General features: G+C 71.1%; 22 protein-coding genes. 13 read left to right on the top strand and 9 right to left on the bottom strand.

Annotated elements, in window-relative coordinates; all coding sequences use genetic code 11:
* Positions 1 to 66 precede the first annotated feature (66 nt).
* On the top strand, positions 67 to 633 hold the full coding sequence (locus KIS93_RS25010) for a winged helix-turn-helix domain-containing protein (protein ID WP_230465810.1): 567 nt from the start codon (positions 67 to 69) through the stop codon (positions 631 to 633).
* Positions 630 to 1,913: an MFS transporter gene (locus KIS93_RS25005; RefSeq protein ID WP_186404424.1), complete on the top strand. Its 1,284-nt coding sequence runs from the start codon at positions 630 to 632 to the stop codon at positions 1,911 to 1,913. Before KIS93_RS25010 ends, KIS93_RS25005 begins: the two co-directional genes overlap by 4 nt.
* On the opposite strand, the gene KIS93_RS25000 is transcribed toward KIS93_RS25005, so the two are convergent.
* Positions 1,861 to 2,706 (bottom strand): glutathione S-transferase family protein, encoded by an 846-nt coding sequence (locus KIS93_RS25000; protein ID WP_080045378.1) that lies wholly within the window; start codon positions 2,704 to 2,706, stop codon positions 1,861 to 1,863. The genes KIS93_RS25005 and KIS93_RS25000 overlap by 53 nt on opposite strands.
* A 44-nt stretch (positions 2,707 to 2,750) precedes the next feature.
* On the opposite strand from KIS93_RS25000, the gene KIS93_RS24995 reads away from it, so the two are divergent.
* The 8 genes from KIS93_RS24995 to KIS93_RS24960 all read left to right on the top strand — a co-directional run bounded on the left by KIS93_RS24995 (position 2,751) and on the right by KIS93_RS24960 (position 11,829).
* Complete coding sequence (locus KIS93_RS24995; protein WP_230465811.1) at positions 2,751 to 3,809, top strand: MBL fold metallo-hydrolase; 1,059 nt, start codon at positions 2,751 to 2,753, stop codon at positions 3,807 to 3,809.
* A 54-nt stretch (positions 3,810 to 3,863) separates the two neighbouring features.
* A complete protein-coding gene (locus KIS93_RS24990; RefSeq protein ID WP_080045380.1) occupies positions 3,864 to 4,736 on the top strand; it encodes an SDR family oxidoreductase in 873 nt (290 codons plus the stop codon).
* Positions 4,737 to 4,956: 220 nt separating this feature from the next.
* Positions 4,957 to 6,114: an ROK family transcriptional regulator gene (locus tag KIS93_RS24985; RefSeq protein ID WP_080045381.1), complete on the top strand. Its 1,158-nt coding sequence runs from the start codon at positions 4,957 to 4,959 to the stop codon at positions 6,112 to 6,114.
* Positions 6,115 to 6,127: 13 nt separating this feature from the next.
* Positions 6,128 to 7,612 (top strand): sugar ABC transporter ATP-binding protein, encoded by a 1,485-nt coding sequence (locus KIS93_RS24980; RefSeq protein WP_080045382.1) that lies wholly within the window; start codon positions 6,128 to 6,130, stop codon positions 7,610 to 7,612.
* Positions 7,612 to 8,601, top strand: coding sequence for an ABC transporter permease (locus KIS93_RS24975; RefSeq protein WP_080045383.1), 990 nt, complete (start codon positions 7,612 to 7,614; stop codon positions 8,599 to 8,601). Before KIS93_RS24980 ends, KIS93_RS24975 begins: the two co-directional genes overlap by 1 nt.
* The gene (locus KIS93_RS24970; protein ID WP_080045384.1) at positions 8,598 to 9,656 is read left to right on the top strand and encodes an ABC transporter substrate-binding protein; all 1,059 of its coding nucleotides are present in this window, start codon (positions 8,598 to 8,600) and stop codon (positions 9,654 to 9,656) included. Before KIS93_RS24975 ends, KIS93_RS24970 begins: the two co-directional genes overlap by 4 nt.
* A gap of 17 nt (positions 9,657 to 9,673) precedes the next feature.
* On the top strand, positions 9,674 to 10,825 hold the full coding sequence (locus KIS93_RS24965; protein WP_080045385.1) for a Gfo/Idh/MocA family protein: 1,152 nt from the start codon (positions 9,674 to 9,676) through the stop codon (positions 10,823 to 10,825).
* Complete coding sequence (locus KIS93_RS24960; RefSeq protein ID WP_080045386.1) at positions 10,822 to 11,829, top strand: sugar phosphate isomerase/epimerase family protein; 1,008 nt, start codon at positions 10,822 to 10,824, stop codon at positions 11,827 to 11,829. Before KIS93_RS24965 ends, KIS93_RS24960 begins: the two co-directional genes overlap by 4 nt.
* Positions 11,830 to 11,874: 45 nt before the next feature.
* On the opposite strand, the gene KIS93_RS24955 is transcribed toward KIS93_RS24960, so the two are convergent.
* From KIS93_RS24955 to KIS93_RS24945, 3 genes are read right to left on the bottom strand one after another with little or no spacing between them, the layout of a single operon-like run.
* Positions 11,875 to 12,960: a Zn-dependent alcohol dehydrogenase gene (locus KIS93_RS24955; RefSeq protein ID WP_080045387.1), complete on the bottom strand. Its 1,086-nt coding sequence runs from the start codon at positions 12,958 to 12,960 to the stop codon at positions 11,875 to 11,877.
* 28 nt (positions 12,961 to 12,988) lie between these two features.
* Positions 12,989 to 13,180: a ferredoxin gene (locus KIS93_RS24950; protein WP_080045388.1), complete on the bottom strand. Its 192-nt coding sequence runs from the start codon at positions 13,178 to 13,180 to the stop codon at positions 12,989 to 12,991.
* The gene (locus tag KIS93_RS24945; RefSeq protein WP_080045389.1) at positions 13,177 to 13,629 is read right to left on the bottom strand and encodes a pyridoxamine 5'-phosphate oxidase family protein; all 453 of its coding nucleotides are present in this window, start codon (positions 13,627 to 13,629) and stop codon (positions 13,177 to 13,179) included. Before KIS93_RS24945 ends, KIS93_RS24950 begins: the two co-directional genes overlap by 4 nt.
* Before the next feature lie 86 nt (positions 13,630 to 13,715).
* Between KIS93_RS24945 and KIS93_RS24940 the strand changes: the two genes are divergently transcribed.
* The gene (locus tag KIS93_RS24940; RefSeq protein ID WP_080047519.1) at positions 13,716 to 14,345 is read left to right on the top strand and encodes a class I SAM-dependent methyltransferase; all 630 of its coding nucleotides are present in this window, start codon (positions 13,716 to 13,718) and stop codon (positions 14,343 to 14,345) included.
* Here KIS93_RS24940 and KIS93_RS24935 read toward each other — a convergent pair whose 3' ends face one another.
* Positions 14,346 to 15,293, bottom strand: coding sequence for an NADP-dependent oxidoreductase (locus KIS93_RS24935; RefSeq protein ID WP_080045390.1), 948 nt, complete (start codon positions 15,291 to 15,293; stop codon positions 14,346 to 14,348).
* 49 nt (positions 15,294 to 15,342) lie between these two features.
* Here KIS93_RS24935 and KIS93_RS24930 point away from each other — a divergent pair, with 49 nt between their 5' ends.
* On the top strand, positions 15,343 to 15,951 hold the full coding sequence (locus KIS93_RS24930; protein WP_230465812.1) for a TetR/AcrR family transcriptional regulator: 609 nt from the start codon (positions 15,343 to 15,345) through the stop codon (positions 15,949 to 15,951).
* On the opposite strand, the gene KIS93_RS24925 is transcribed toward KIS93_RS24930, so the two are convergent.
* The 4 genes from KIS93_RS24925 to KIS93_RS24910 all read right to left on the bottom strand — a co-directional run bounded on the left by KIS93_RS24925 (position 15,945) and on the right by KIS93_RS24910 (position 20,083).
* Positions 15,945 to 16,913: a DUF1702 family protein gene (locus tag KIS93_RS24925; RefSeq protein ID WP_186404423.1), complete on the bottom strand. Its 969-nt coding sequence runs from the start codon at positions 16,911 to 16,913 to the stop codon at positions 15,945 to 15,947. The two genes, KIS93_RS24930 and KIS93_RS24925, sit on opposite strands and share 7 nt — an antisense overlap.
* A gap of 165 nt (positions 16,914 to 17,078) precedes the next feature.
* Positions 17,079 to 18,122, bottom strand: coding sequence for a glycoside hydrolase family 15 protein (locus KIS93_RS24920; RefSeq protein ID WP_080045393.1), 1,044 nt, complete (start codon positions 18,120 to 18,122; stop codon positions 17,079 to 17,081).
* The gene (locus KIS93_RS24915; protein ID WP_186404422.1) at positions 18,119 to 18,829 is read right to left on the bottom strand and encodes a class I SAM-dependent methyltransferase; all 711 of its coding nucleotides are present in this window, start codon (positions 18,827 to 18,829) and stop codon (positions 18,119 to 18,121) included. Before KIS93_RS24915 ends, KIS93_RS24920 begins: the two co-directional genes overlap by 4 nt.
* Positions 18,830 to 18,832: 3 nt before the next feature.
* Entirely contained in the window at positions 18,833 to 20,083 is a 1,251-nt protein-coding gene (locus tag KIS93_RS24910; protein ID WP_080045394.1) for a glycosyltransferase family 4 protein, read from the bottom strand.
* A 251-nt stretch (positions 20,084 to 20,334) separates the two neighbouring features.
* Between KIS93_RS24910 and KIS93_RS24905 the strand changes: the two genes are divergently transcribed.
* Positions 20,335 to 21,414, top strand: a complete 1,080-nt coding sequence (locus KIS93_RS24905; protein ID WP_080045395.1) for a GDP-mannose 4,6-dehydratase — start codon at positions 20,335 to 20,337, stop codon at positions 21,412 to 21,414.
* Positions 21,415 to 22,082 lie beyond the last annotated feature (668 nt).

Below are 22,082 nucleotides of genomic sequence, written 5' to 3'. Positions count from 1 at the left end.
TCTAGGAGAGTGGGCAAACCGCAAAATCCTCTTTGCAAAATCGTCTTTGCGATTTACGGTGAAGGGGTGGAAGAGCATTACAAGATCAGCGACCCGCAGGTGCTGAGAGTGGTCACCCACCCGCTGCGGGCCCGGCTGCTCGGCCTGCTGCGCTCCGACGGCCCGGCCACCGCCAGCGAGCTCGGCCGCACGGTCGGCGAGAGCTCCGGCTCGACCAGCTACCACCTGCGCGAGCTGTTCAAGCACGGCTTCATCGAGGAGGACCCGGAGCAGCGCGACGGCCGCGAGCGACGCTGGCGGGCCCGGCACCGCTACACCTCGTGGAACAGCCGCGAGATGGCCGTGACGCCGGAGGGCCGCGAGACGGTCAAGGTCATGCGGCTGCTCCAGGCGGAGCTGCTGGGCCGGGTCACCGAGGAGTTCGACGAGGCCGGCTGGTCGCCGGAATGGGTGTCGGCGGCCGGCATGAGCGACCACATCGTGGAGCTGCCGCCGGCCGCGCTGGAGGAGTTCGCCGCGCGTACCGGGGAGATCCTGCGCGAGCTGGCCGCCCGCCACGAGGGCGCCCCCGACAGTCAGCTCGTCCACATCTGGGTGGGGGGCTTCCCCCGCAAGCGGAGGGAGGAGTCGTGACCGCACGGTCGGCGTTACGGCGCTACCTGCTCGTCAGCTTCCTGACCTGGCTGCCGCCGGGCCTCATGATGGCGACGATGGTCCTGCTGATGACCGAGCGGGGTCTCGGCCTGGCCCAGGTCGGGCTGGTGGTGACGGTCTACTCGGTCGTGACCGTGAGCCTGGAGCTGCCGACGGGCGGGCTGGCCGACGTCGTCGGCCGGCGCATGGTGCTGGCGGCCTCGGCCGCGTTCACGGTGGCGGGGCTGGCGCTGATGAGCGTGTCCACCACGTTCTGGATGTTCCTGCTGAGCGGGGTGTTCAAGGGGGTCGCCAGGGCTCTGTCCAGCGGTCCCGCCACTTCCTGGTACGTCGACACGCTGCACGCGATCGAGGGGCGCGGGGCGGACCTCAAGCCCGGCCTGGCCAGGGGCGGCGCGATGGAGTCCGCGGCCCTGTGCGCGGGCGTGCTGGCGGGCGGCGCGCTGCCGCTCCTGGTGCCGCCGTCGCTGATGCTGCCGCTGGCCGCGCCGCCCCTGGTGGGCGCGGTGGCGGCGCTGGTGCTGCTGGTCGTGGTGGTGCTCGCGCTGCCCGAGCCGGCCCACCGGCGTCGCTCGCCGGCGGGCGTGCTGCGCGAGGTGCCCGCCACCGTGACGGGCGGCATCCGGCTGGCGCTGGGCGGCGTGCTGCTGCGCAGGCTCATGCTCGCCGCCGCGGCGTCCGGCGTAGTGCTGACGTGCATCGAGCTGCTCACGCCCGGCCGCCTGGCCGAGCTGGCCGGCACCGCCGAGGAGGGCAGCCTGGCCTACGCCGTCGTCGCGGCGCTGGGCTTCGCCGGCAGCGCGGCGGGCGCGGCGCTCGCGCCCCGCGCCGCGCGCCTGGCGGGCGGGTCGGCCAGGGGCGCGATCGCGGGCACGGCGCTGACCGCGCTCGCCGTCGGCGCGCTGGCCGCGACGGCGGGGCTGGCCGGTCTGCCCGGCATGCTGAGCGCCGGGCTCGCCTACGTCGTGCTCTTCGTCGGCATCGCGGTGACGGGCGTGCTCTGCCTGGAGCTGACCCACAACGCGGTCGGCTCCGCCGAGCGCACGACCGTCACCTCCACCAGCTCGTTGTCCCTGCAGTCGGGGGGCATCGCGGCCAACCTCACGCTCGGCTCGCTGGCCACCCAGGCGGGCCTCGCCGCCGCCTGGTCCGTCGCGGCCGCCGTGATGCTGGTCTCGGCGCTGCTGTTCGTGCGGATGCCCGCGCCTACAGGCTCCAGTCCAGCTCCGGCCCTACCGGCACGATCCGGCTCGGGTTGATGTTCGTCTGGGTGATGTAGTAATGGCGCTTGATCTGGTCGAAGTCGGTGGTCTCGCGGAAGGCCGGGATGGCGTACAGGCGGCGCGCGTACGCCCACAGCGCCGGATAGTCGACCAGCCGCCGCACCGAGCACTTGAAGTGCCCGTAGTAGACGGCGTCGAACCTGGCCAGCGTCGTGTAGAGGCGCACGTCGCTGTCGGTGAGCGTGTCGAACAGGAACTCCGACTCGGCCAGCCGCACCTCCAGGAAGTCGAGGGTGGTGAACACCCGGGCCACCGCCTCCTCGTAGACCTGCTGGTCACGGGAGAAGCCCGCCTCGTAGACCGCGTTGTTGAGCCCGTGGTAGAGGCGGTCGTTCATGATGTCGATGTCGGGGCGCAGGCGTTCGGGATAGAGGTTGGGCGAGGTGCCCCACGTCGTCTCCAGGTCGAGCGTGATCTGCGGGAAGTCGTTGGTGACGATCCGCTTCTCCTGGGTGTCCCAGACGCAGGGGACGGTGTAGCGGCCCGTGTAGCCGGGGTCGGTGGCGTGGTAGAGCTCCGACAGGTACTCCGGGTCGCCACCGGGGACACGCCAGCCCTTCTCGTCGCGGATGGGGTCGACGATCGTGACGTCCAGCAGGTCTTCCAGGCCCAGGAGCTTACGGACGATCAGTACGCGCTGCGCCCACGGGCAGGCGTAGGACGCGTAGACCCGGTAGCGGCCGGGCTCGGGTGGGCCGAGCCGATCCGTGAAACGGTTCGGCTGCCGGACGAAGCGGCCATCATCGTTGATCTCGCGGCTCAGCTTCATGCCCCAAGTAGAACATGATTCGGACGCAGAACTATATTCGGGTCGTGGCGAAATTCGTAGTGACCCCCGCCAACCCCGCCCAGCGGGAGGCGTGGGTCGGCGGGACGTTCCCCGAAGTCGAGCGGGTGCGCCCCGGCCTGTGGTCCGTTCCCGTCCCGATCCCGATCAACCCTCTCCGGTACGTGCTCGTCTACGTGCTGGAGCTGCCCGACGGCGTGGCCATCATCGACGCCGGGTGGAACACCGACGAGGCCTACGACGCGCTCGTGGCGGGCCTGGGCGTGGCCGGGTACGCGATCACCGACGTCAAGGGCGTCCTGGTCACCCACATCCACCCCGACCACTACGGCCTGGCGGGCCGCATCAGGGAGAGCTCCGGCGCCTGGATCGCGCTGCACCCCGCCGACGCCCGCCTGGTCCGCGAGCGTTACGACGACGACGCCATCGACTCCCTCGTCCAGCGGGAGCGGGCGCTGCTGCGCCGCTGCGGCGTGCCCGACCTGACGCTGGACGAGCTGGCCGGCGCCTCCATGATGATCAGGCACATGGTCTCGATGGCCAGGCCGGACCGGCTGGTGGAGGACGGCGACGACCTCGGCCTGCCGGGCTGGGACCTGCGGGCCATCTGGACGCCCGGCCACTCGCCGGGCCACCTGTGCTTCGTCTCGCCGGAGCGCAAGGTGCTGTTCTCCGGTGACCACGTCCTGGCGCGGATCACGCCCATCGTGGCCGTGCACCCGCAGTCGGGGCCGAACCCGCTGGCCGACTACCTCGATTCTCTGGACGCCGTCCGCAAGCTGGAGGTCGAGGAGGTGCTGCCCGCGCACGAGTACCGGTTCCTGGAGCTGGCCGAGCGGGTGGACACGGTGCTGGCGCACCACGACGCCCGCCTCGCGGAGATCGAGCAGGTGGTCGGCGCGGCCGGCGCCGCCAACTGCTGGGATGTGGCCACCCGGCTGACGTGGTCGCGGCCGTGGGAGACGATCCCGCCGTTCATGCGGCGCTCGGCCAACAACGAGACGCTCGCGCACCTGGCGTGGCTGGAGGCCAAGGGGCGGGTGGTCAGGGAAGCGGGCGAGCCGGACCTGTGGCGGCTGCCCTGAGGCGGCTATCGTACAGATGACCAGAATTTTGTTCTCCTCGGCTCGGGAGGTTCGATGCTTCGGTTCGATGACAGGGTCGCGATCATCACGGGGGCCGGGCACGGCCTGGGCAGGTCGCACGCGCTCCTGCTCGCCGAGCGGGGCGCCAAGGTCGTCGTCAACGACCTCGGCGGCGCGCTCGACGGCACCGGCGCCTCGACCGGCCCCGCGGCCGAGGTGGCCGACCTCATCACGAAGAACGGCGGCCAGGCCGTCGCGAACGCCGACGACGTCGCCACCCCCGAAGGCGCCCACGCCATCGTCCAGGCCGCGGTGGACGCGTTCGGCAAGGTCGACATCGTCGTCAACAACGCGGGCATCCTGCGCGACAAGTCGTTCGGGAAGATGACGGTCGAGGAGTTCGACGCGGTGCTGGCCGTGCACGTACGCGGCTCCTACCTCGTCAGCCAGGCCGCCTACCCGCTGATGAAGGCGGCCGGCTACGGCCGCGTCGTCAACACCTCCAGCCCCGCCGGCCTGTTCGGCAACTTCGGCCAGGCCAACTACTCCACGGCCAAGATGGGCCTGGTGGGCCTGACCAAGACGCTCGGGATCGAGGGGGCGCGCAACGGCATCAAGGCCAACGCGATCGCGCCCGTGGCCTGGACGCGGATGACCGAGGCGCTGCTGCCGGCCGAGTTCGAGGCCAAGTTCACCCCCGAGCGGGTCAGCGCGCTGGTCGCCTACCTCGTGCACGAGTCGTGCGAGGTCAGCGGTGAGGTGTTCACGGTCGGGGGCGGCAAGGTGGCGCGGGTGTTCGTGGCCGAGGGGCCGGGGTGGAAGAGCGACGACCTGACGCCCGAGGCGATCGCGGACAACTGGGGGGCGGTCATGACCGAGCAGCCTTACGTGCTGACGGCGGCCGACTCCATGAAGTCGATGCTCTGACCGCCGAGCCCGGCCGCTCCGGCTGATCGCCGCGACCGGCGGCCGTCTCTGAAGCGCCGGCCCCGCGTCGGGGGTCGGCGCTTCCGCATACCTGGGTAAGTACCGAAATGTCGGCTTTTCTGGGCTGAAACCGGCCTTTGTTCGATCTTCGGCGGAAGTTGGGGGAGTTTGGTCGATCTCCGCTCTTGATTTGCCCCATCGGTGATCTTATTGTCGCGGCATGACCCCCCAGCCGGGCTCCGCCGGCGACGTGCTGACGCTGATCAGCGCGGGCTCCGCGACGACCCGATCCGATCTGGCGAGGCTCACCGGCCTGGCCCGCTCGACGATCTCCCAGCGCGTGGACGCGCTGATCGAGCGCGGCCTGGTCGAGGAGACCGAGAGCGGCGAGTCGACCGGTGGCCGTCCGCCGCGCCAGCTCCGCCTGCACACCGAGGACCACGCCTTCGCGGGCGTGGACCTGGGCGCCACCCACTGCCGGGTCGCCCTCATGGACATCTCGGGCAATGTGCTGGCCGAGTGCGAGGACGCGCTGCTGATCGGCGAGGGCCCCGAGAAGGTGCTCGCCCACGTGGACCAGCGGCTCGACCACCTGCTCGGCCAGGCGGGCCGGCCCAGGACCGCGCTGCGGGCCATCGGGATCGGCGTGCCGGGGCCGGTGGAGTTCGCCACCGGGCGGCCGAACAACCCGCCGATCATGCCCGGCTGGAACGACTACCCCATCCCCGAGTACTTCGAGGGTGTCGAGGTGCTGGTCGACAACGACGTCAACGTGATGGCGCTGGGCGAGCACCGGGGCGCCTTCGCCGACACCAAGCACCTGCTGTTCGTCAAGGTCGGCACCGGCATCGGCTGCGGCATCATGGCCGCCGGCACCCTGCACAGAGGCGCGCAGGGCTCCGCCGGCGACATCGGCCACATCCGGGTCAGCGGCCACGAGGACGCCGGCTGCCGGTGCGGCAACAGCGCCTGCCTGGAGGCCGTGGCCGGCGGCGCCGCCATCGCGCGGCGGCTGACCGAGCTGGGCCTTCCGGCCGAGACCGGCGCCGACGTCGTGGCACTCGTTCAATCAGGAAACACCCAGGCGCTGCGCCTGGTCAGGGAGGCCGGCCGGCTCATCGGCGAGGTGCTGGCCAGCCTGGTCAACTTCTTCAACCCCGAGGTCATCGTGATCGGCGGCGCACTGTCACGGGTGCACGAGCACCTGCTGGCAGGGATCAGGGAGACGGTCTACCGCAGGTCGCTCCCGCTGGCCACGCACCACCTGTCGATCACGCCGAGCCGTACGGGGATCAACGCCGCCGCGCTCGGCGCCGGGATCCTCGCCATCGAGCACTACCTGTCACCCGACAACATCAACCGCATCGTCAACGCCTGAAAGGGACCTCCCGATGCTGGTCATGAAGGGCATCGTCAAGCAGTTCCCCGGCGTGCGCGCGCTGGACGGGGTCGATCTGGACGTGCGGGCGGGCGAGGTTCACTGCCTGCTCGGCCAGAACGGCGCCGGCAAATCCACCCTGATCAAGGTGCTGGCCGGAGTTCACCAGCCGGACGAGGGCACGATCTCGTTCAACGGGGCGGAGGTGCGCCCCGGCAGCCCCATCGACGCCATCAAGCTCGGCTTCGCCACCATCTACCAGGAGCTGGATCTGGTGGACGGCCTCAGCGTGGCCGAGAACATCTTCCTCGGCCACGAGCACGCCCGCCTCGGCTTCGTCAACAGGGCGGCGGGCCGGCGGGCCGCCCGCGAGGTGCTGGAACGCCTCGGCCATCCGGAGATCCGCCCCGCCACCGAGGTGGGGCGGCTGTCTCCGGCGGCCAAGCAGGTCGTCTCCATGGCCCGCGCGCTCTCCCACGAGGCCAAGCTGATCATCATGGACGAGCCGTCGGCCGCGCTCGCCCACGACGAGGTCAGCAACCTCTTCCGCATCATCCGCGAGCTGACCGCCCAGGGCGTGGCCGTGGTCTACATCTCCCACCGGCTGGAGGAGATCCGTGAGATCGGCGACCGCGTCACCGTGCTCAAGGACGGCCGCACGGTCGCGGTCGGGCTGCCCGCCCGCGACACGCCCACCACCCAGATCGTCTCGCTCATGACCGGCAGGAACGTCGAGTACGTCTTCCCGCCCAGAGGCGGCCGCGAGTTCGGCGAGGAGGTGCTTCGCGTCGAGAACCTGAGCTCGCCGGGCGTCTTCAAGGACGTCTCGTTCAGCGTCCGGGCGGGCGAGATCGTCGGCCTGGCCGGGCTGGTCGGCTCGGGCCGCTCGGAGATCCTGGAGGCCGTCTATGGCGCGCGCCCTCACACGGGACGCGTCCTGCTCGACGGCCGCCAGGTGCGCCGCGGCGTGGTCGGCACCGTCAGGAGCGGCATGGGCCTGGCCCCCGAGGAACGCAAGGCCCAGGCCCTGCTCCTCGACCAGAGCGTCACGGCCAACATCACGCTGGGCACCCTGCCGGGGTTCGCCAGGTTCGGCTGGATCGACCGCAAACGGGAGCGGGACGAGGCCAAACGGCTGTCCGAGATGCTGGACATCCGCCCGCCCGACCCCGAACGCCCGATCAGGACCCTGTCGGGCGGCAACCAGCAGAAGGCCGTGCTCGCCCGCTGGCTGCTCGGCGGGCGCAAGCTGCTGCTGCTCGACGAGCCCACCCGCGGCGTGGACGTGGGAGCCAGGGCCGAGCTGTACGCCGTCATCCACGACCTGGCCAAGCAGGGCATCGGGGTGCTGCTGGTCTCCAGCGAGGTGCCCGAGGTGCTGGGGCTGGCCGATCGCGTGCTGGTGCTGCGCGAGGGCGCGGTCATCCATGAGGGAGAGGCGACTGAGCTGGACGAGCACCGCGTACTGGACATGATCATGAATGGGAGGGCCGCGTGATGGGCGAGCCCACGACGAAGGCCGTACCGGCGCTGCCGTCCATCCGCGGCGTCGGCGAGATGCGGCATCTCGGCCTGGTCGGCGCGCTGGCACTGCTGGTCGTCGTCGGCCTGATCACCCGGCCCGACAACTTCCTGACCACCTCGAACCTCGTCAGCATCCTGTCGCTGGCGGCCACGATCGGCGTGATCACGGTCGGGGCCACGTTCGTCATCATCGGCGGCGGCATCGACCTGTCGGTCGGCGCGGTCATGGCCCTGGCCAGCGTGTGGGCCACGACCGTGGCCACGCAGTCGTACGGGCCGGTCGTCATGGCGATCTGCGCGATCCTCGTCGGCACCGGAGCGGGGCTGGTCAACGGCTGGCTGATCGCCTACGGGCGGTTGGTGCCGTTCATCGCCACGCTGGCCATGCTGGTGGCCGCGCGAGGGCTCGCGCAACGCATGTCGGACCGCAAGACCCAGCTCATCCAGGCCGACAACTCGGCCCTCGTGGACCTGTCGACGACGCGGCTGCTCGGCATCCCGCTGCTCGTCTACATCTTCGCGCTGGTCGTGGTGCTGGGCTGGATCGTGCTCAACCGCACGACGTTCGGGCGGCGCACGTACGCGGTCGGCGGCAACCCCGAGGCCGCCCGCCTGGCCGGCATCGACGTGCGCCGGCACACCATGCTGCTGTACGCGCTGTCGGGCCTGTGCTGCGGCATCGCGGCCATCCTCATCATGGCGCGCACCACGACGGGCTCGTCCACCCACGGCGACCTGTACGAGCTGGACGCCATCGCCGCCGTCATCATCGGCGGCACGCTGCTCACCGGAGGCCGCGGCACGATCGTCGGCTCCATCCTGGGCCTGCTGATCTTCACCCTCATCACCAACCTCTTCATTCTCAACGGGCTCAACACCAGCGACCAGCTGATCGCCAAGGGCCTGATCATCGTCGTCGCCGTCCTTCTCCAGCGGCGGAATCTGAAGGAGAGAGCACCATGAGTGACAACGTCGCGCGCCGGGGATTCCTCATCGGCGGACTCGGCGGGGCCGCGTTGCTGGCGGCGGGCTGCACCAGCAACGAGCCCGCCGCGTCCGGCCCCACCAGCGCGGCCCCCGCACCCGCCCAGGCGAGTGGCGGCAACGACCAGCCGGGCACGAAGGTGACGATCGGCTTCTCGGCCCCCGCGGCCGACCACGGCTGGATCGCGGCGATCGCCAAGAACGCCGAGGCCACCGCGAAGCAGTACACCGACATCGACTTCAAGCCGGTCGAGCCGACCAACGACATCAACCAGCAGATCTCCGCCGTGGAGACGCTCATCCAGGCCAAGGTGAACGCCCTGGTGATCCTGCCGAACGACGGCCAGCAGCTCAACCAGGTCGCGCTGCAGGCCACCGAGGCGGGCATCCCGGTCGTCAACCTCGACCGGATCTTCCCGGACAAGCTCGCCTACCGCACGTGGGTCGGCGGCGACAACTACGGCATGGGCGTGGCCGCCGGCCACTACATCGGCAAGCAGCTCAAGGACAAGGGCGTCTCGAACCCCGTCATCGTCGAGATCCAGGGCATCGCCACGCTGCCGCTGACGCAGGACCGCAGCAAGGGCTTCGCCGACGCGCTGAAGACGTACGGGTTCAGCGTGACGGCCAAGCAGGACGCCCAGTTCACCGTGGAGACCGGCAACGAGGTCGCCACGTCGCTGCTGCAGGCGCACAAGAAGATCGACGCGATGTGGAACCACGACGACGACCAGGGCGTCGGCGTGCTGGCGGCCATCAAGGAGGCCAGCCGCAACGAGTTCATCATGGTCGGCGGCGCCGGCTCGCTGAACGCGATGCGCGAGATCCAGTCGGGCAACTCCGTGCTGAAGGCCACCGTCACCTACTCGCCGACCATGGCCTCCTCGGCGATCAAGCTGGCGCGTCTGATAGCACAGGGGAAGGGCATGAGCGATCTGGTGGAGAACACGGTTCCCCAGTCCATCACGCTCGCGTCCGAGACCATTACCAAGGAGAACGTCGAGAAGTACCTGGCACTCGGCTTCGAATCCTGATCCTGATCGGGGGTTGCATGTCAGACAGAACCACCATCGGCGTGGGCATGGTCGGCTACGCCTTCATGGGCCGTGTCCACTCCCAGGCCTGGCGCAGCGTCGGAGCGTTCTTCGACCTGCCGGTGGCGCCGCGCATGGCGGTGCTCTCCGGCCGGTCGAAGGAGCGCACCGAGGCGGCCGCCGCGCAGCTCGGCTGGGCCGACATCGAGACGGACTGGAGAGAGCTGGTCAAGCGCGACGACGTGCAGATCGTCGACATCTGCACGCCCGGTGACTCGCACGCCGAGATCGCCATCGCCGCGTTGCAGGCCGGCAAGCACGTGATCTGCGAGAAACCGCTGGCCAACACCGTCGCCGAGGCCGAGGCCATGGTGGCGGCGGCCGCCGCGGCGACGGGCAAGAGCATGGTGGCCTTCAACTACCGGCGGGTGCCCGCGATCGCGCTGGCCCGCCGGTACGTCGAGGAGGGCCGGATCGGCGAGATCAGGCACGTACGGGCACAGTACTTGCAGGACTGGATCGTCGACCCGGAGTTCCCGCTGGTCTGGCGGCTGCAGAAGGACAAGGCGGGCTCGGGCGCGCTCGGCGACATCGGCGCGCACATCGTCGACGCCGCCCAGTTCGTCACCGGCCAGAACGTCGTGGGCGTGTCGGCACTGACCGAGACGTTCATCAAGGAGCGCCCGCTGGCGACCGAGTCCGCCGGGCTCGGCGCCACCGGGTCCAGCGCCAGGGGCGAGGTGACGGTCGACGACGCGGCGCTGTTCATCGGCCGCATGTCGGGCGGCGCGGTGGCCTCGTTCGAGGCGACCCGCTTCGCCAACGGGCGCAAGAACGCCATGCGCCTCGAGATCAACGGCTCGCTCGGCAGCCTCGCCTTCGACTTCGAGGCCATGAACGAGCTGTGGTTCAGCGCGAACGGCGGCGGCTTCGAACGGATCCTGGTCACCGAGCCCGACCACCCGTACGTCGGCGCCTGGTGGCCGCCCGGCCACGGCCTCGGCTACGAGCACACCTTCACCCACGAGATCAAGGACTTCCTGGAAGCGGTCGCCACGGGCGCCGACCCGTCGCCGTCGTTCGCCGACGGGCTGCGGGTACAGCGCGTGCTGGAGGCGGTCGAGCGCAGCGCGGCTGACGGCAGCCGCTACACGAACGTGGAGGACTGATGCGACCCGTCACACTGTTCACCGGACAGTGGGCCGACCTGCCGTTCGAGGAGGTGTGCAGGCTGGCCTCCGAGTGGGGCTACGACGGCCTGGAGATCGCCTGCTCGGGCGACCACTTCGACGTGGCGCAGGCCGTGGCGGACCCCTCGTACGTGGAGCAGAAGCGCGCCCAGCTCGACAAGCACGGCCTGAAGGTCTGGACGATCTCCAACCACCTGGTCGGCCAGGCCGTGTGCGACCATCCCATCGACGAGCGGCACAAGGCCATCCTCCCGGCCCGCATCTGGGGCAACGGCGACCCCGAGTCGGTGCGCCAGGCCGCGGCCGAGGAGATGAAGAACACCGCCCGCGCCGCCGCGCTGCTCGGCGTGGACACCGTGGTGGGCTTCACGGGCTCGTCGATCTGGCACACGGTGGCGATGTTCCCGCCGGTGCCCGCCTCGATGATCGAGGCCGGGTACCAGGACTTCGCCGACCGCTGGAACCCGATCCTCGACGTGTTCGACGAGGTGGGCGTGCGGTTCGCTCATGAGGTGCACCCGAGCGAGATCGCCTACGACTACCACACCACCGTGCGCACGCTGGAGGCCATCGGCCACCGGCCCGCGTTCGGCCTCAACTGGGACCCGTCCCACATGGTGTGGCAGGACCTCGACCCGGTCGGGTTCATCCTCGACTTCGCCGACCGCATCTACCACGTCGACTGCAAGGACACCCGCGTGCGGGTCGGCGACGGCCGCAAGGGCCGCCTGTCGTCGCACCTGCCGTGGGCCGACATGCGCAGGGGCTGGGACTTCGTCTCGACCGGCCGCGGCGACGTGCCGTGGGAGGACTGCTTCCGCGCGCTCAACGCGATCGGCTACGAAGGCCCGATCTCGATCGAGTGGGAGGACGCCGGGATGGACCGGCTCGACGGGGCCAAGGAGGCGCTCGGCTACATCCGCAAGCTGAACTCCATCACCCCGCCGGCGACGGCCTTCGACGCCGCCTTCTCCACCGAGTGACCCCGTCGTGGGGCCGTCCCGTCGCGGGGCGGCCCCACGCGCGGGTCAGTCCATCAGGACGATCTGGCGCAGCACCTCGCCGCCCTTGAGCGCCGCGACCGCGTCGTTCAGGTCGGTCAGGCGGATGCGGGCGCTGATCATCGACTCCAGGTCCAGCAGGCCGGACTTGTGGAGCTTGGCGAAGTACGGGAAGTCGTGCCGGACGTCGGCCTCGCCGTACAGGCTGGACAGCAGGTTCTTGCCCTCGAACAGCAGGCTGAAGGCGGAGATGGAGACCGTGTCGTCCATCGCGCCCGCGCCGACGACGATCACGTCGCCGCCCTGCCGGGCGAGCTGCCACGTGGCCTGGATGGTGGCCGACTTGCCGACCACCTCGAAGGCGTAGTCGAAGCCGGCGCCGCCGGTGAGCTCGGCCAGCGCGCCCGGCACCTGCTCGGGGGTGACCGCGTGCGTGGCCCCGACCTTCCTGGCCAGCTCGTGCTTGGACTCCAGCGGGTCCACCGCGAGGATCGTGCGGGCCCCGGAGACCCGCGCCCCCTGGATGACGGACAGGCCGACGCCGCCGCAGCCGACCACCGCGACCGTCGAGCCGGGCCGTACCTTCGCGGTGTTGAGCACCGCGCCGACGCCGGTCGTGATGCCGCAGCCGATCAGCGCCGCCGCCTCCCACGACACGTCGTCGTCGATCTTGATCGCGCCCTGCCACGGCACGACGATCTCCTCGGCCCAGGTGCCGCACCCGGCCATCCCGAACACCGTGGAGCCGTCGCCGAGGCGGAAGTTGCCCTTGGTGAAGGACTCGACGACGTACTTCATGCACAGGAACGGCTGGCCGCCCACGCACAGCTCGCACTCCTGGCACGCCGGGCGCCAGCTGATGACGACGTGGTCGCCCGGCTTGACCGACGTGACGTGCTCGCCCACCTCGACCACCTCACCCGCGCCCTCGTGGCCGAGGATGAGCGGCACGGGCTGGGGCAGCACGCCGGTCATGGCCGACAGGTCGGAGTGGCAGACGCCCGTCGCCCTGATCCGGACGCGTACGTCCGCCGGCCCCACCGGGGCCAGGGTCACGTCGTCGCGGATGTCGAGCTTGTCGTTGCCTACGGCGTGCAGGATCGCGGCGCGCATGGGGGTTCCTCCTCGTGTTGCCTGCGGGCTATTCCTCGAGGGACAGAGCGGCTTTCGGGCAGGACCTGACCGCGTGGCGGACGCGGTCCCGCAACTCGGGGGGTGGTTCGGGCAGCAGGATGTGGAGCTGGTCGTCGTCGTCCACCTCGAACACTTCCGGCGCGAGCCCCATGCACACGGCGTTGGCCTCGCAGACCAGCTCGTCCACCTTGACCTTCATGTGAGCCTCCTGTGGTCCCATGAGACCACTTTCGTGCGCTCGACGACGTACGCAACCCGCTTGGCGCCGGTTTTCTCCACGTACGGGAGCAGCAGCTCGTCGGCTACGCCAGGAGTCATCCGGCGCGCGATCGCCAGGCCGATGGACAGGACCCGGTCGCGGTCGTCCACCCGGGCGGCCGTGCCGTACAGCAGGACGCCGCGCAGCTCGGCGTAGTCCTCGCCGGCCTCCACGAGGCAGCTCACGCGGGGGTCGCGGGCCAGGTTGCGGGCCTTCTGCGCCTTGGCGTAGGTCCAGAAGGCGATGCGGCCCTCGTCCAGGCCGTAGAACATGGTCACGAGGTGGGGGGTGCCGTCCGGGTTGATGGTGGCGAGCTGCAGCTTGCGCGAGCCCTCCAGGAAGGCGGTGACCTCGTCGTCCGACATGGCGATGCGAGCGCGCTGATTCACGCTGCCAAGTAGAACAGGTTCCAGATCGGCCCGGCAAGAGCCGGTTGGAATGTTGTTCGGTTCGGCTAGGGTTCAGGGCTATGACGATGCCGTCAGAGCTGCTTTACGCGGCGAAGCTCGCCAAGGGATTCATGCCGCCGGACGAGGGCCTCGCCTTGTTCGAGGCCGCCTGCCGCTACGGCAAGCTCGGCCCCATCTGCGAGATCGGCACCTACTGCGGCAAGTCGGCCATCTACCTCGGCGCGGCCGCCCGGCAGAGCGGGTCCGTCGTCGTCACGGTGGACCACCACCGCGGCTCCGAGGAGATCCAGCCCGGCTGGGCCCACCACGACCCCACGCTGATGGACCCCCGGTTCGGGAAGATGGACTCCCTGCCGACCTTCCGCGCCACGATCGCCGCCGCCGGGCTGGAGGAGGAGGTGATCGCGATCGTCGGCAGGTCGGAGCGGGTCGCCGCGCTCTGGAACACGCCGCTGGGCATGCTGTTCATCGACGGCGGCCACTCCGAGGAGCCGGTGACCCGCGACTACGAGGGCTGGGCCCCCCACGTGCTGGGCGGCGGGGCGCTGGTCTTCCACGACGTCTTCCCCGACCCGGCCGACGGCGGTCAGGCGCCGTACCGGGTCTACCGGCGGGCGCTCGACTCCGGCGCGTTCGACGAGGTGGCGGTCACCGGCTCGCTGCGCGTCCTGGAGCGCGTCCGTCCCGGCATCTGATCAGTTCACCAGGACGATCCTGCCCGGCGCGTGGCGGCGCTCGCTCAGCTCGTGCGCGGCCGCGGCCCCGGTGAGCGGGAACGCCGCCGCGACCGGCACCCGCAGCCGCCCCCGCGCCGCGAGATCGGCCGCGATGGCCAGGCCGTGCACCGCCAGTGGGTCGGCCGCCGAGCCGACGGCCGCGTCCCCGCCCGGCACGCCGTGCGACATGTGCACGCCGAGGGCCGCCGCGTCAGGGTCGGGCGCGATCGTCACCACCCGGGACGGGCCGCCGGCGATCGCGATCAGATCGGGCAGCGAGCCGCCCGCGCAGTCGAACACCGCGTCCACCCCGCCGGGAGCCAGGGCCCGCACCCGCTCGGGCAGGCCCGGCCCGTACGCCGTCGGCTCGGCGCCGAGCGAGCGCAGGAACTCATGGTTGCTCTCGCGGGCCGTGCCGATGACGGTGGCGCCGCGAGCCGCCGCGAGCTGCACGGCCACCGTCCCGACCGCGCCCGCCGCGCCCTGCACCAGCACCACCTGCCCGGCACCGACCGCGAGCCGGTCGAGCACCCGCACGGCCGTCTCCACGCTGCCCGCCGCGCCGCCCGCCTCCTCCCAGCTCCACGCGGCCGGCTTCGGCGCCCACGCCACCAGGACCGCGTGGTCGGCGTTCGCGCCGCGGGTGGCCGTCGCCGTCATGCCGAACACCTCGTCGCCGACCCGGGTGCCGGTCACGCCGTCGCCGACCTCGTCCACCACGCCCGCCGCGTCGAACCCGGTCCGGTGCGGGAACGACAGCGGCAGCACGTCCCGCATGGCGCCGGAGCGCAGGCGCGTCTCGCCCGTCGACAACCCCGACGCCCGCACGGCGATGCGGATCGTGCCCGGCCCGGCGTGCGGCTCGTCGGACTCGGCCACGTGCACCACGGACGGCGGGCCGTACTCGGAAAACTGAACTGCTCTCATGGGCCGGACGGTAACGGAACACCCCGTCCGTTTGCCTAAAGTGAGAGAGGTGACCGCCGAAGTGAGGGAAAGGCTGCGCTCGGACGCGCGGGACAACCGGGCGCGCATCCTCGCGGTCGCCCGCGCCGCGTTCGCCGCCGAGGGCCTCGACGTGCCGATCAGGGAGATCGCCCGGCGGGCGCAGGTCGGCCCGGCCACCGTCTACCGGCACTTCCCGGCCAAGGAGGCGCTGCTGGAAGCCGCCTTCGCCGAGCCGCTGGCCCTGTGCTCCGCGATCGTCGAGGAGGGGCTGGCCGACCCCGACCCGTGGCGCGGGTTCCGCCTGGTGATCGAGAAGCTGATGGAGGCCCACGCCCTCGACCGGGGGCTGTCGCGCACGTTCACCACGCGGCTGCCCTACCTCGCCGCCGACCGCGACCGGACGATGCGCATGTTCGCGCGGCTCCTGCGCGACGCCAAGGAGGCCGGCGGGCTGCGGCCCGACCTCGTCCTGGAGGACGTCGTCGTGGCGCTCATGGCGAACGAGGGCATCCGCGCCTCCTCACCCGAGACCCGGGTGGCGGCGTCGCGGCGCTTCGCCGCCCTGATGATCCAGTCGTTCCGCGCCGACCCCGTGCGGGAGCCGCTGCCGCCGCCCGTCAGGCTGGGCGCTCAGTAGTGGTGGCGGCGCGTCCAGGAGCGGCGGATCTGCGACTGCCAGCTCCGGAAGTCCTCATGCGTGTGCGCCTCGTGGCCGAGCGCGATCAGCGCCCGGTCCGTCCACGACGCCGCCTCCTCGGGATCCGTCCCCGCCAGGATCGCCGCCGCCCGCGCCACGTGCTCCGGCGGCGCTCCCGAACGCAGCCGCGCCGCCACCGCGAACGCGCACCCCTGCGCCAGGTACGCGCGGAACCCGTCCGCCCCGGCGCGCTCGGTCAGCCACCACAACTCCTCGGACTCCGCCCCGCCCGTGTACGCCGCCGCGAACCCCACCCCGCTCCACAGGTCGGCCCGCCGCGGGATCGGATAGGCCCCGATCCGGGCCGAGACGTCGTCGGGCGCGCCGCCCTCGTGGTACCACAGCAGCCGCCCCAGCCCCTGGTCGAACACCGCGCAGTGCGCCCGCGTCAGCAGGTCCGGCATCGTCCGCTCGCCCACCATGCGGTCGGCCCTGGCCAGGCTCCACTGGAAGCCGAACCCGTCCACGGCCAGCCACCGCAGCAGCGGATGCGCCCGGCGCGCGCCCTGCGCCGGGCGCAGCCGCAGCAACGCGTAGCCGCGGCCGGCGCCCAGGTAGGCGGCGTGGCGGTGATGCTGAGCGGGGCCGGCCAGTAGCTCGTGAAGGCGCCGGCCCCGGGTCAGGGTGAGCAGGTCGAGGACCGTGCAGGCCGCCGCGGCCCCCTCGTAGGCGAAGGGGCGCTGGTCCTCCCGCAGCTCCTCGATCTTCTCGGCTTCTCGTGACATCACCGCGTTGTAGCCGAACACGTACGAACGCTCGGAGGCCGTGAAGACCGTCGGTGCGGTGCCGCTCCGGTGCCGGAACCTGCGCCGGCTCAGGTCCGACTCCTCCGGGTCCTTGGCGAGCAGCCGCCGCAGCCCCTTGATCTCCGAGAGTGTCGGCTCGGTCCCGGCCTGGTCCAAGAACGCTGGTGTGCCCGTGTCGCCCACGCTTCCCCCGAAGACGCCTCGTACGTCACTCAGAAGCTAGTAAGCCCGCTGAGCGGCGCATCGGCGGCGCACCGGACGTCGCGGGCAAAGAACCCGCAAAAGCGGTTGTGCGGGCGCCTCAGAGCCCTTCCGCTGCTTTTAGAGCCCTTCCGTCCGTACGGCGGCGCAGCCGCACACCTCCGGGTCGAACACGGCCGTCCCGACGATGTCGCGGAACAGCCCGGCCCCCGGCGAGAGCCCGAGCAGCGCGTCGGCCGCCAGGACGACCGCGGCGGCGGTGTAGCCGGAGCGCTCGTGCGGGAAGTGCTTGCGGTTGGCGAACTGCCAGCCCGTCCAGTACGAGCCGTCGTCGTGCCGCAGGTGCTGCATGTCGGCGAAGAGCGTACGGGCCCGCTCACCGTCGCCGAGCGCGTCGAGCGCCAGCACCAGCTCGCACGTCTCGGCCCCCGTCACCCACGGCTGGTCGGAGACGCACCGGATGCCCAGCCCCGGCACCACGAACGTGGCCCACTCGCGTTCCAGCAGCTCGAACGCCTGCCGCCCGCGCACCGCGCCGCCCAGCACCGGGTAGTACCAGTCCATGGAGTAGCGGCTCTTGTCGGCGAACGCCTCGGGGTGGGCCGCGAGCACGTGCGCCAGCCGGTCGGCGGCCAGCTCCCAGTGGGGCTGCGGGTCGCCCAGGTGCTCGGCCAGCAGCACGCCGCAGCGCAGCCCCTGGTGGATGGAGGAGCAGCCGGTCAGCAGCGCGTACGTGGAGGCCGTGCCGTGCGCGTCGCGCTCCCAGACGATCTCGCCGCGCTCGGTCTGCAGCCCCGCCACGTAGTCGAGCGCGGCCTTGACCATCGGCCAGCTCTCCTCGGTGAAGCGCCGGTCGCCGGTGACGAGGTGGTGGTGCCAGACGCCGACGGCGAGGTAGGCGGCGTGGTTCGTCTCGCCGTTCGACTCCGACGGCACGCCGTCGACGATCTTGCTCGGCCAGGAGCCGTCGGGGCGCTGGTGGCGGGCCAGCCAGGCGTAGCCGCGGCGCACCGGCTCGTCGAGACCCGCCACGGACATCGCCATCAGGCACTCGACGTGGTTCCACGCGTCCACGTGGCCCTCCGGCCAGGGCACGCCGCCGTCGTCCTGCTGGATCGCGGCGATGCTCTCGGCCGTGCGGACGACCTCCTCGCGGGAGATCATGGCTTCTTGACGTACAGGACCACGCTCTTGCCGATGATCGGGTTGAGCACGGCCTCGGCGATCCTGGTGGCGGCGGGCCGCTTTATGATGTCCCAGACCAGCAGCTCGTGGTACGCCTTGGCGAGCGGGTGGTCGTCGTTGTTGACGCCGACCGCGCACTTGATCCACCAGTAGGGCGCGTGCAGGCCGTGAGCGTGGTGGTGCGGCCCGATCTCGAAGCCGGTGGACTTCAGCTTGGCCGACAGCTCCGCCAGCGTGTAGATGCGGACGTGGCCGCCGGGAGCGGTGTGGTAGTCCTCGTCCAGCGCCCAGCAGATGCGCTCGGGCAGGAAGGCCGGCACGGTCACGGCCGCCGTGCCGCCCGGCTTCAGCACGCGGAAGATCTCACGCATGGCCGCCATGTCGTCGGGGATGTGCTCCAGCACCTCCGCCGCGATGACGCGGTCGAAGCTGCCGTCCTCGAACGGCATGTCCAGCGCGGTGCCCTGGACCGTCTCGCCGGTGGCGCCGTCGGGCACCTCGCCCGCCTTGTCCATGGCCGTGAACATGTTCGCCACGGTGTCCAGCTCCGACTGGTCCATGTCGAACGCGACCACGTCGGCCCCCCGGCGCAGCGCCTCGAAGGCGTGCCTGCCGCCGCCGCAGCCCAGGTCGAGCACGCGCACGCCCGGGCCCACCGGCAGCCGGGCGAAGTCCACCGTCAGCACTGGTCAGACTCTCCTCTTGTGGTTCTCGATGGCCTCGTGGTACGCCTCGACGGTCCGCTTGGCCACGACGTGCCAGGTGTAGCGCTCCATGACCCGGTCGTATCCGGCCTTGCCCACCCGCTCGCGCTCCTCGGGCGAGTCGTGCAGGCGGCGCAGCACCGCGGCCAGCTCCTCCGGGTCGCCCGGCGGCACCTGGACGGCCGCGTCGCCGACCACCTCGGGCAGCGCGCCCGTACGGCTGGCGACCAGCGGCGTGCCGCACGCCATGTGCTCGACGGCGGGCAGCGAGAAGCCCTCGTACAGGGACGGCACGACCGAGATCTCCGAGGTGGCGATCAGCTCGCCCAGCTCGTCGTCGGAGATGCCGTGCACGAACCGCACCCGGTCCTGCAGCGACAGCTCCTGCACGAGCTGCTCGGTGGGGCCGCCCGGGGTGGGCTTGCTGACGACGGTGAGGTTCACGTCGCGCTCGGTGGCCAGCTTCGCCACCGCGCGCAGCAGCGTCGCGACGCCCTTCATGGGGGAGTCGGCGCTGGCCACCGCCACGATCGAGCCCCTGCGCTTCGGCTTGTCCGGGCGCGGGTGGAAGTAACGGGTGTCGACGCCGAGCGGGATCAGGCGCATGTTCGCCTGGGGGACGTTGAAGTCGCGGTGGATGTCGGCCAGCGACGACTCGCTGACGGTCAGGATCGGGCTCAGCCGGGGCGCCACGCGCGACTGCATCTTCACGAAGCCGTACCAGCGGCGCATGGTCAGCTTCTTGGCGCCCTCGGCGGCCTCCAGCTCGATGCGCCGGTCGACGCTGATCGGGTGGTGGATGGTACCGACCACGGGGAACAGCTTCTGGATGCCGAGCAGGCCGTACCCGAGGGTCTGGTTGTCCTGCACGACGTCGAAGTCGCCGACGCGCTTCTTCAGCTCGCGGTAGGCGCGCAGCGTGAACGTCAGCGGCTCGGGGAAGCCGGCCGTCCACATGGTGCCGACTTCCAGCCAGTCGATCCAGTCGCGGTATTCGTGCAGCTTGGGCGTTCTGAACGGGTCTTCGTCGCGGTAGAGGTCGAGGCTGGGCACCTTCCGGAGGATGACGCCCTCGTCCAGCTCGGGATACGGCTGGCCGGAGAACACCTCCACGTGGTGCCCCAGGGCGACCAGCTCCCGGCTCAGATGGCGGAGGTAGACCCCCTGACCGCCACAGGTGGGCTTGCTGCGGTAGGACAGAAGCGCGATCCGCAGCGTTCGCTCCCGCACGGACACCCCTTTCTCCGCCGGTAGGGCCCGGATCCGGGCGTGTACCGTGAAAGATGACCTTAGTCCGAGAAGGCTACCATTCGGTAGGTCGGCTGGAATTGTTCACAATGACCGTTGCAGGGCGTGCGAACTGCGACATTGCTGTAACCGAGCGTGGTTCGGTGGAACGTGTTCTATGTCGCCTGATGTCCTTGTGAGGTGCTTAGCTGTACATTCCCGTCTCAAAGGGACAGGGCAGGCGATAGTTGGAGGACCCCTTGGCCAGGCGCGCTCTGATCACCGGCATCACCGGCCAGGACGGTTCCTACCTGGCGGAGCACCTGCTCCAGCAGGGGTACGAGGTCTGGGGGCTGGCCCGGGGACAGGCGAACCCGCGCGTGTCGCGCATGCGCAAGCTCCTCGCCGACGTCCGCGTGGTGCGCGGTGATCTCCTCGACCAGGGTTCGCTGATCTCCGCCGTCGAACGGGTGCAGCCGGACGAGGTGTACAACCTCGGAGCGATCTCGTTCGTGCCCATGTCGTGGGAGCAGGCCGAGCTCACCGCCGAGGTGACCGGGATGGGCGTGCTGCGCATGCTGGAGGCGATCCGGGTGTGCTCGGGCGTGTCGCGCGGCGGCGCTGGGGCCTCTGCCGGCGGCGGTGGGGGCGCTGGGGGCGCTGGGGGCTCTGCTGGGGGCGGTGGGGGACAAATCCGCTTTTATCAGGCTTCCTCCTCCGAGATGTTCGGCCAGGTCACCGAAACCCCCCAGAACGAGCGCACCGCCTTCCACCCGCGCTCCCCGTACGGGGTCGCCAAGGCGTACGGGCACTTCCTCACCCAGAACTACCGCGAGTCGTACGGCATGTTCGCCGTGTCCGGCATCCTGTTCAACCACGAGTCGCCGCGGCGCGGCGCCGAGTTCGTCACCAGGAAGGTCTCGCTCGGGGTGGCCCGCATCAAGCTCGGCCTGGCCACCGAGCTGCGACTCGGCAACCTGGAGGCCCGCCGCGACTGGGGCTACGCCGGCGACTACGTCCAGGCCATGCACCTGATGCTGCAGGCCGACAAGCCCGAGGACTACGTCATCGGCACCGGCCGCATGAAGTCGGTCAGGGAACTGGTCCAGGCCGCCTTCGACGCCGCCGGCCTGGACTGGGAGCAGTACGTCGTCACCGACCAGACCCTCCACCGCCCCGCCGAGGTCGACCTGCTGTGCGCCGACCCGAAGAAGGCGCGGGCGCAGCTCGGCTGGGAGCCCCGGGTGTCGTTCGACGAACTGGTGGCCATGATGGTGGAGGCCGACCTGCGGCTCCTCACGGACGGCGGCGACCCCCACGACGACAGCTCCTGGCCCTGACCTCGCCGGGCAGCGCTCACCGCCCTGTGATTCTCGTCACTCCCTCCCCTCGGGAATGACACGCTCTTCGGAGCATCCCTTCGGAGGGGACGCCCTCGGAGCATCTCCAAGGGAGGGAACGCCTCCAAGGAGGGCACGCCCTTCGGAGCATCTCTAAGGACTGCACGCCTTCGGTGCATCCCTTTGGAGGCGTCGCCTTCGGAGCATCCCTAAGGGAGGGCACGCCTTCGGAGCAGCCGGCTCAGCGCGGAGCGCAAAACCGGAGCCGAACCATGCGGGCGCCATCTCATTCGTCTGTGGACAAGCTCCCTCATCCACAGAACCGCGTTCGGCGCCCGCCCGCTGGGCCTGGCTGAGGCACCCTCCCACCATGACCTCACCAACACCCTCGCCCTCGCCTCCGACACCCCGGCCCTCGCCTCCGACACCCCGGCCCTCGCCTCCGACACCGCCGTCACCCCAGGCTCTGCCGCGGGGCACGCCGATCACCTCGCCAGTGGCGCCCCCGCCTCCGCTTCCGGCGCGCTCGCGTTCGTCCGCGCAGCCCCAGCCTCCGCCGCCCTCGCTGTCGCCGCCTCCGCTGCCCTCGCTGTCGACGCCTTCGCCGCCCTCGCTGTCGACGCCTTCGCCGCCCTCGCTGTCCCGGCCGTCGCTGCCGGGCACGCCTG

It is taken from the genome of [Actinomadura] parvosata subsp. kistnae, from assembly GCF_900323885.1.
GTDB lineage: Bacteria > Actinomycetota > Actinomycetes > Streptosporangiales > Streptosporangiaceae > Nonomuraea > Nonomuraea composti.
Note: the sequence above shows the minus strand (reverse complement) of the source record. Positions and strands in the feature narration are given on the sequence as shown.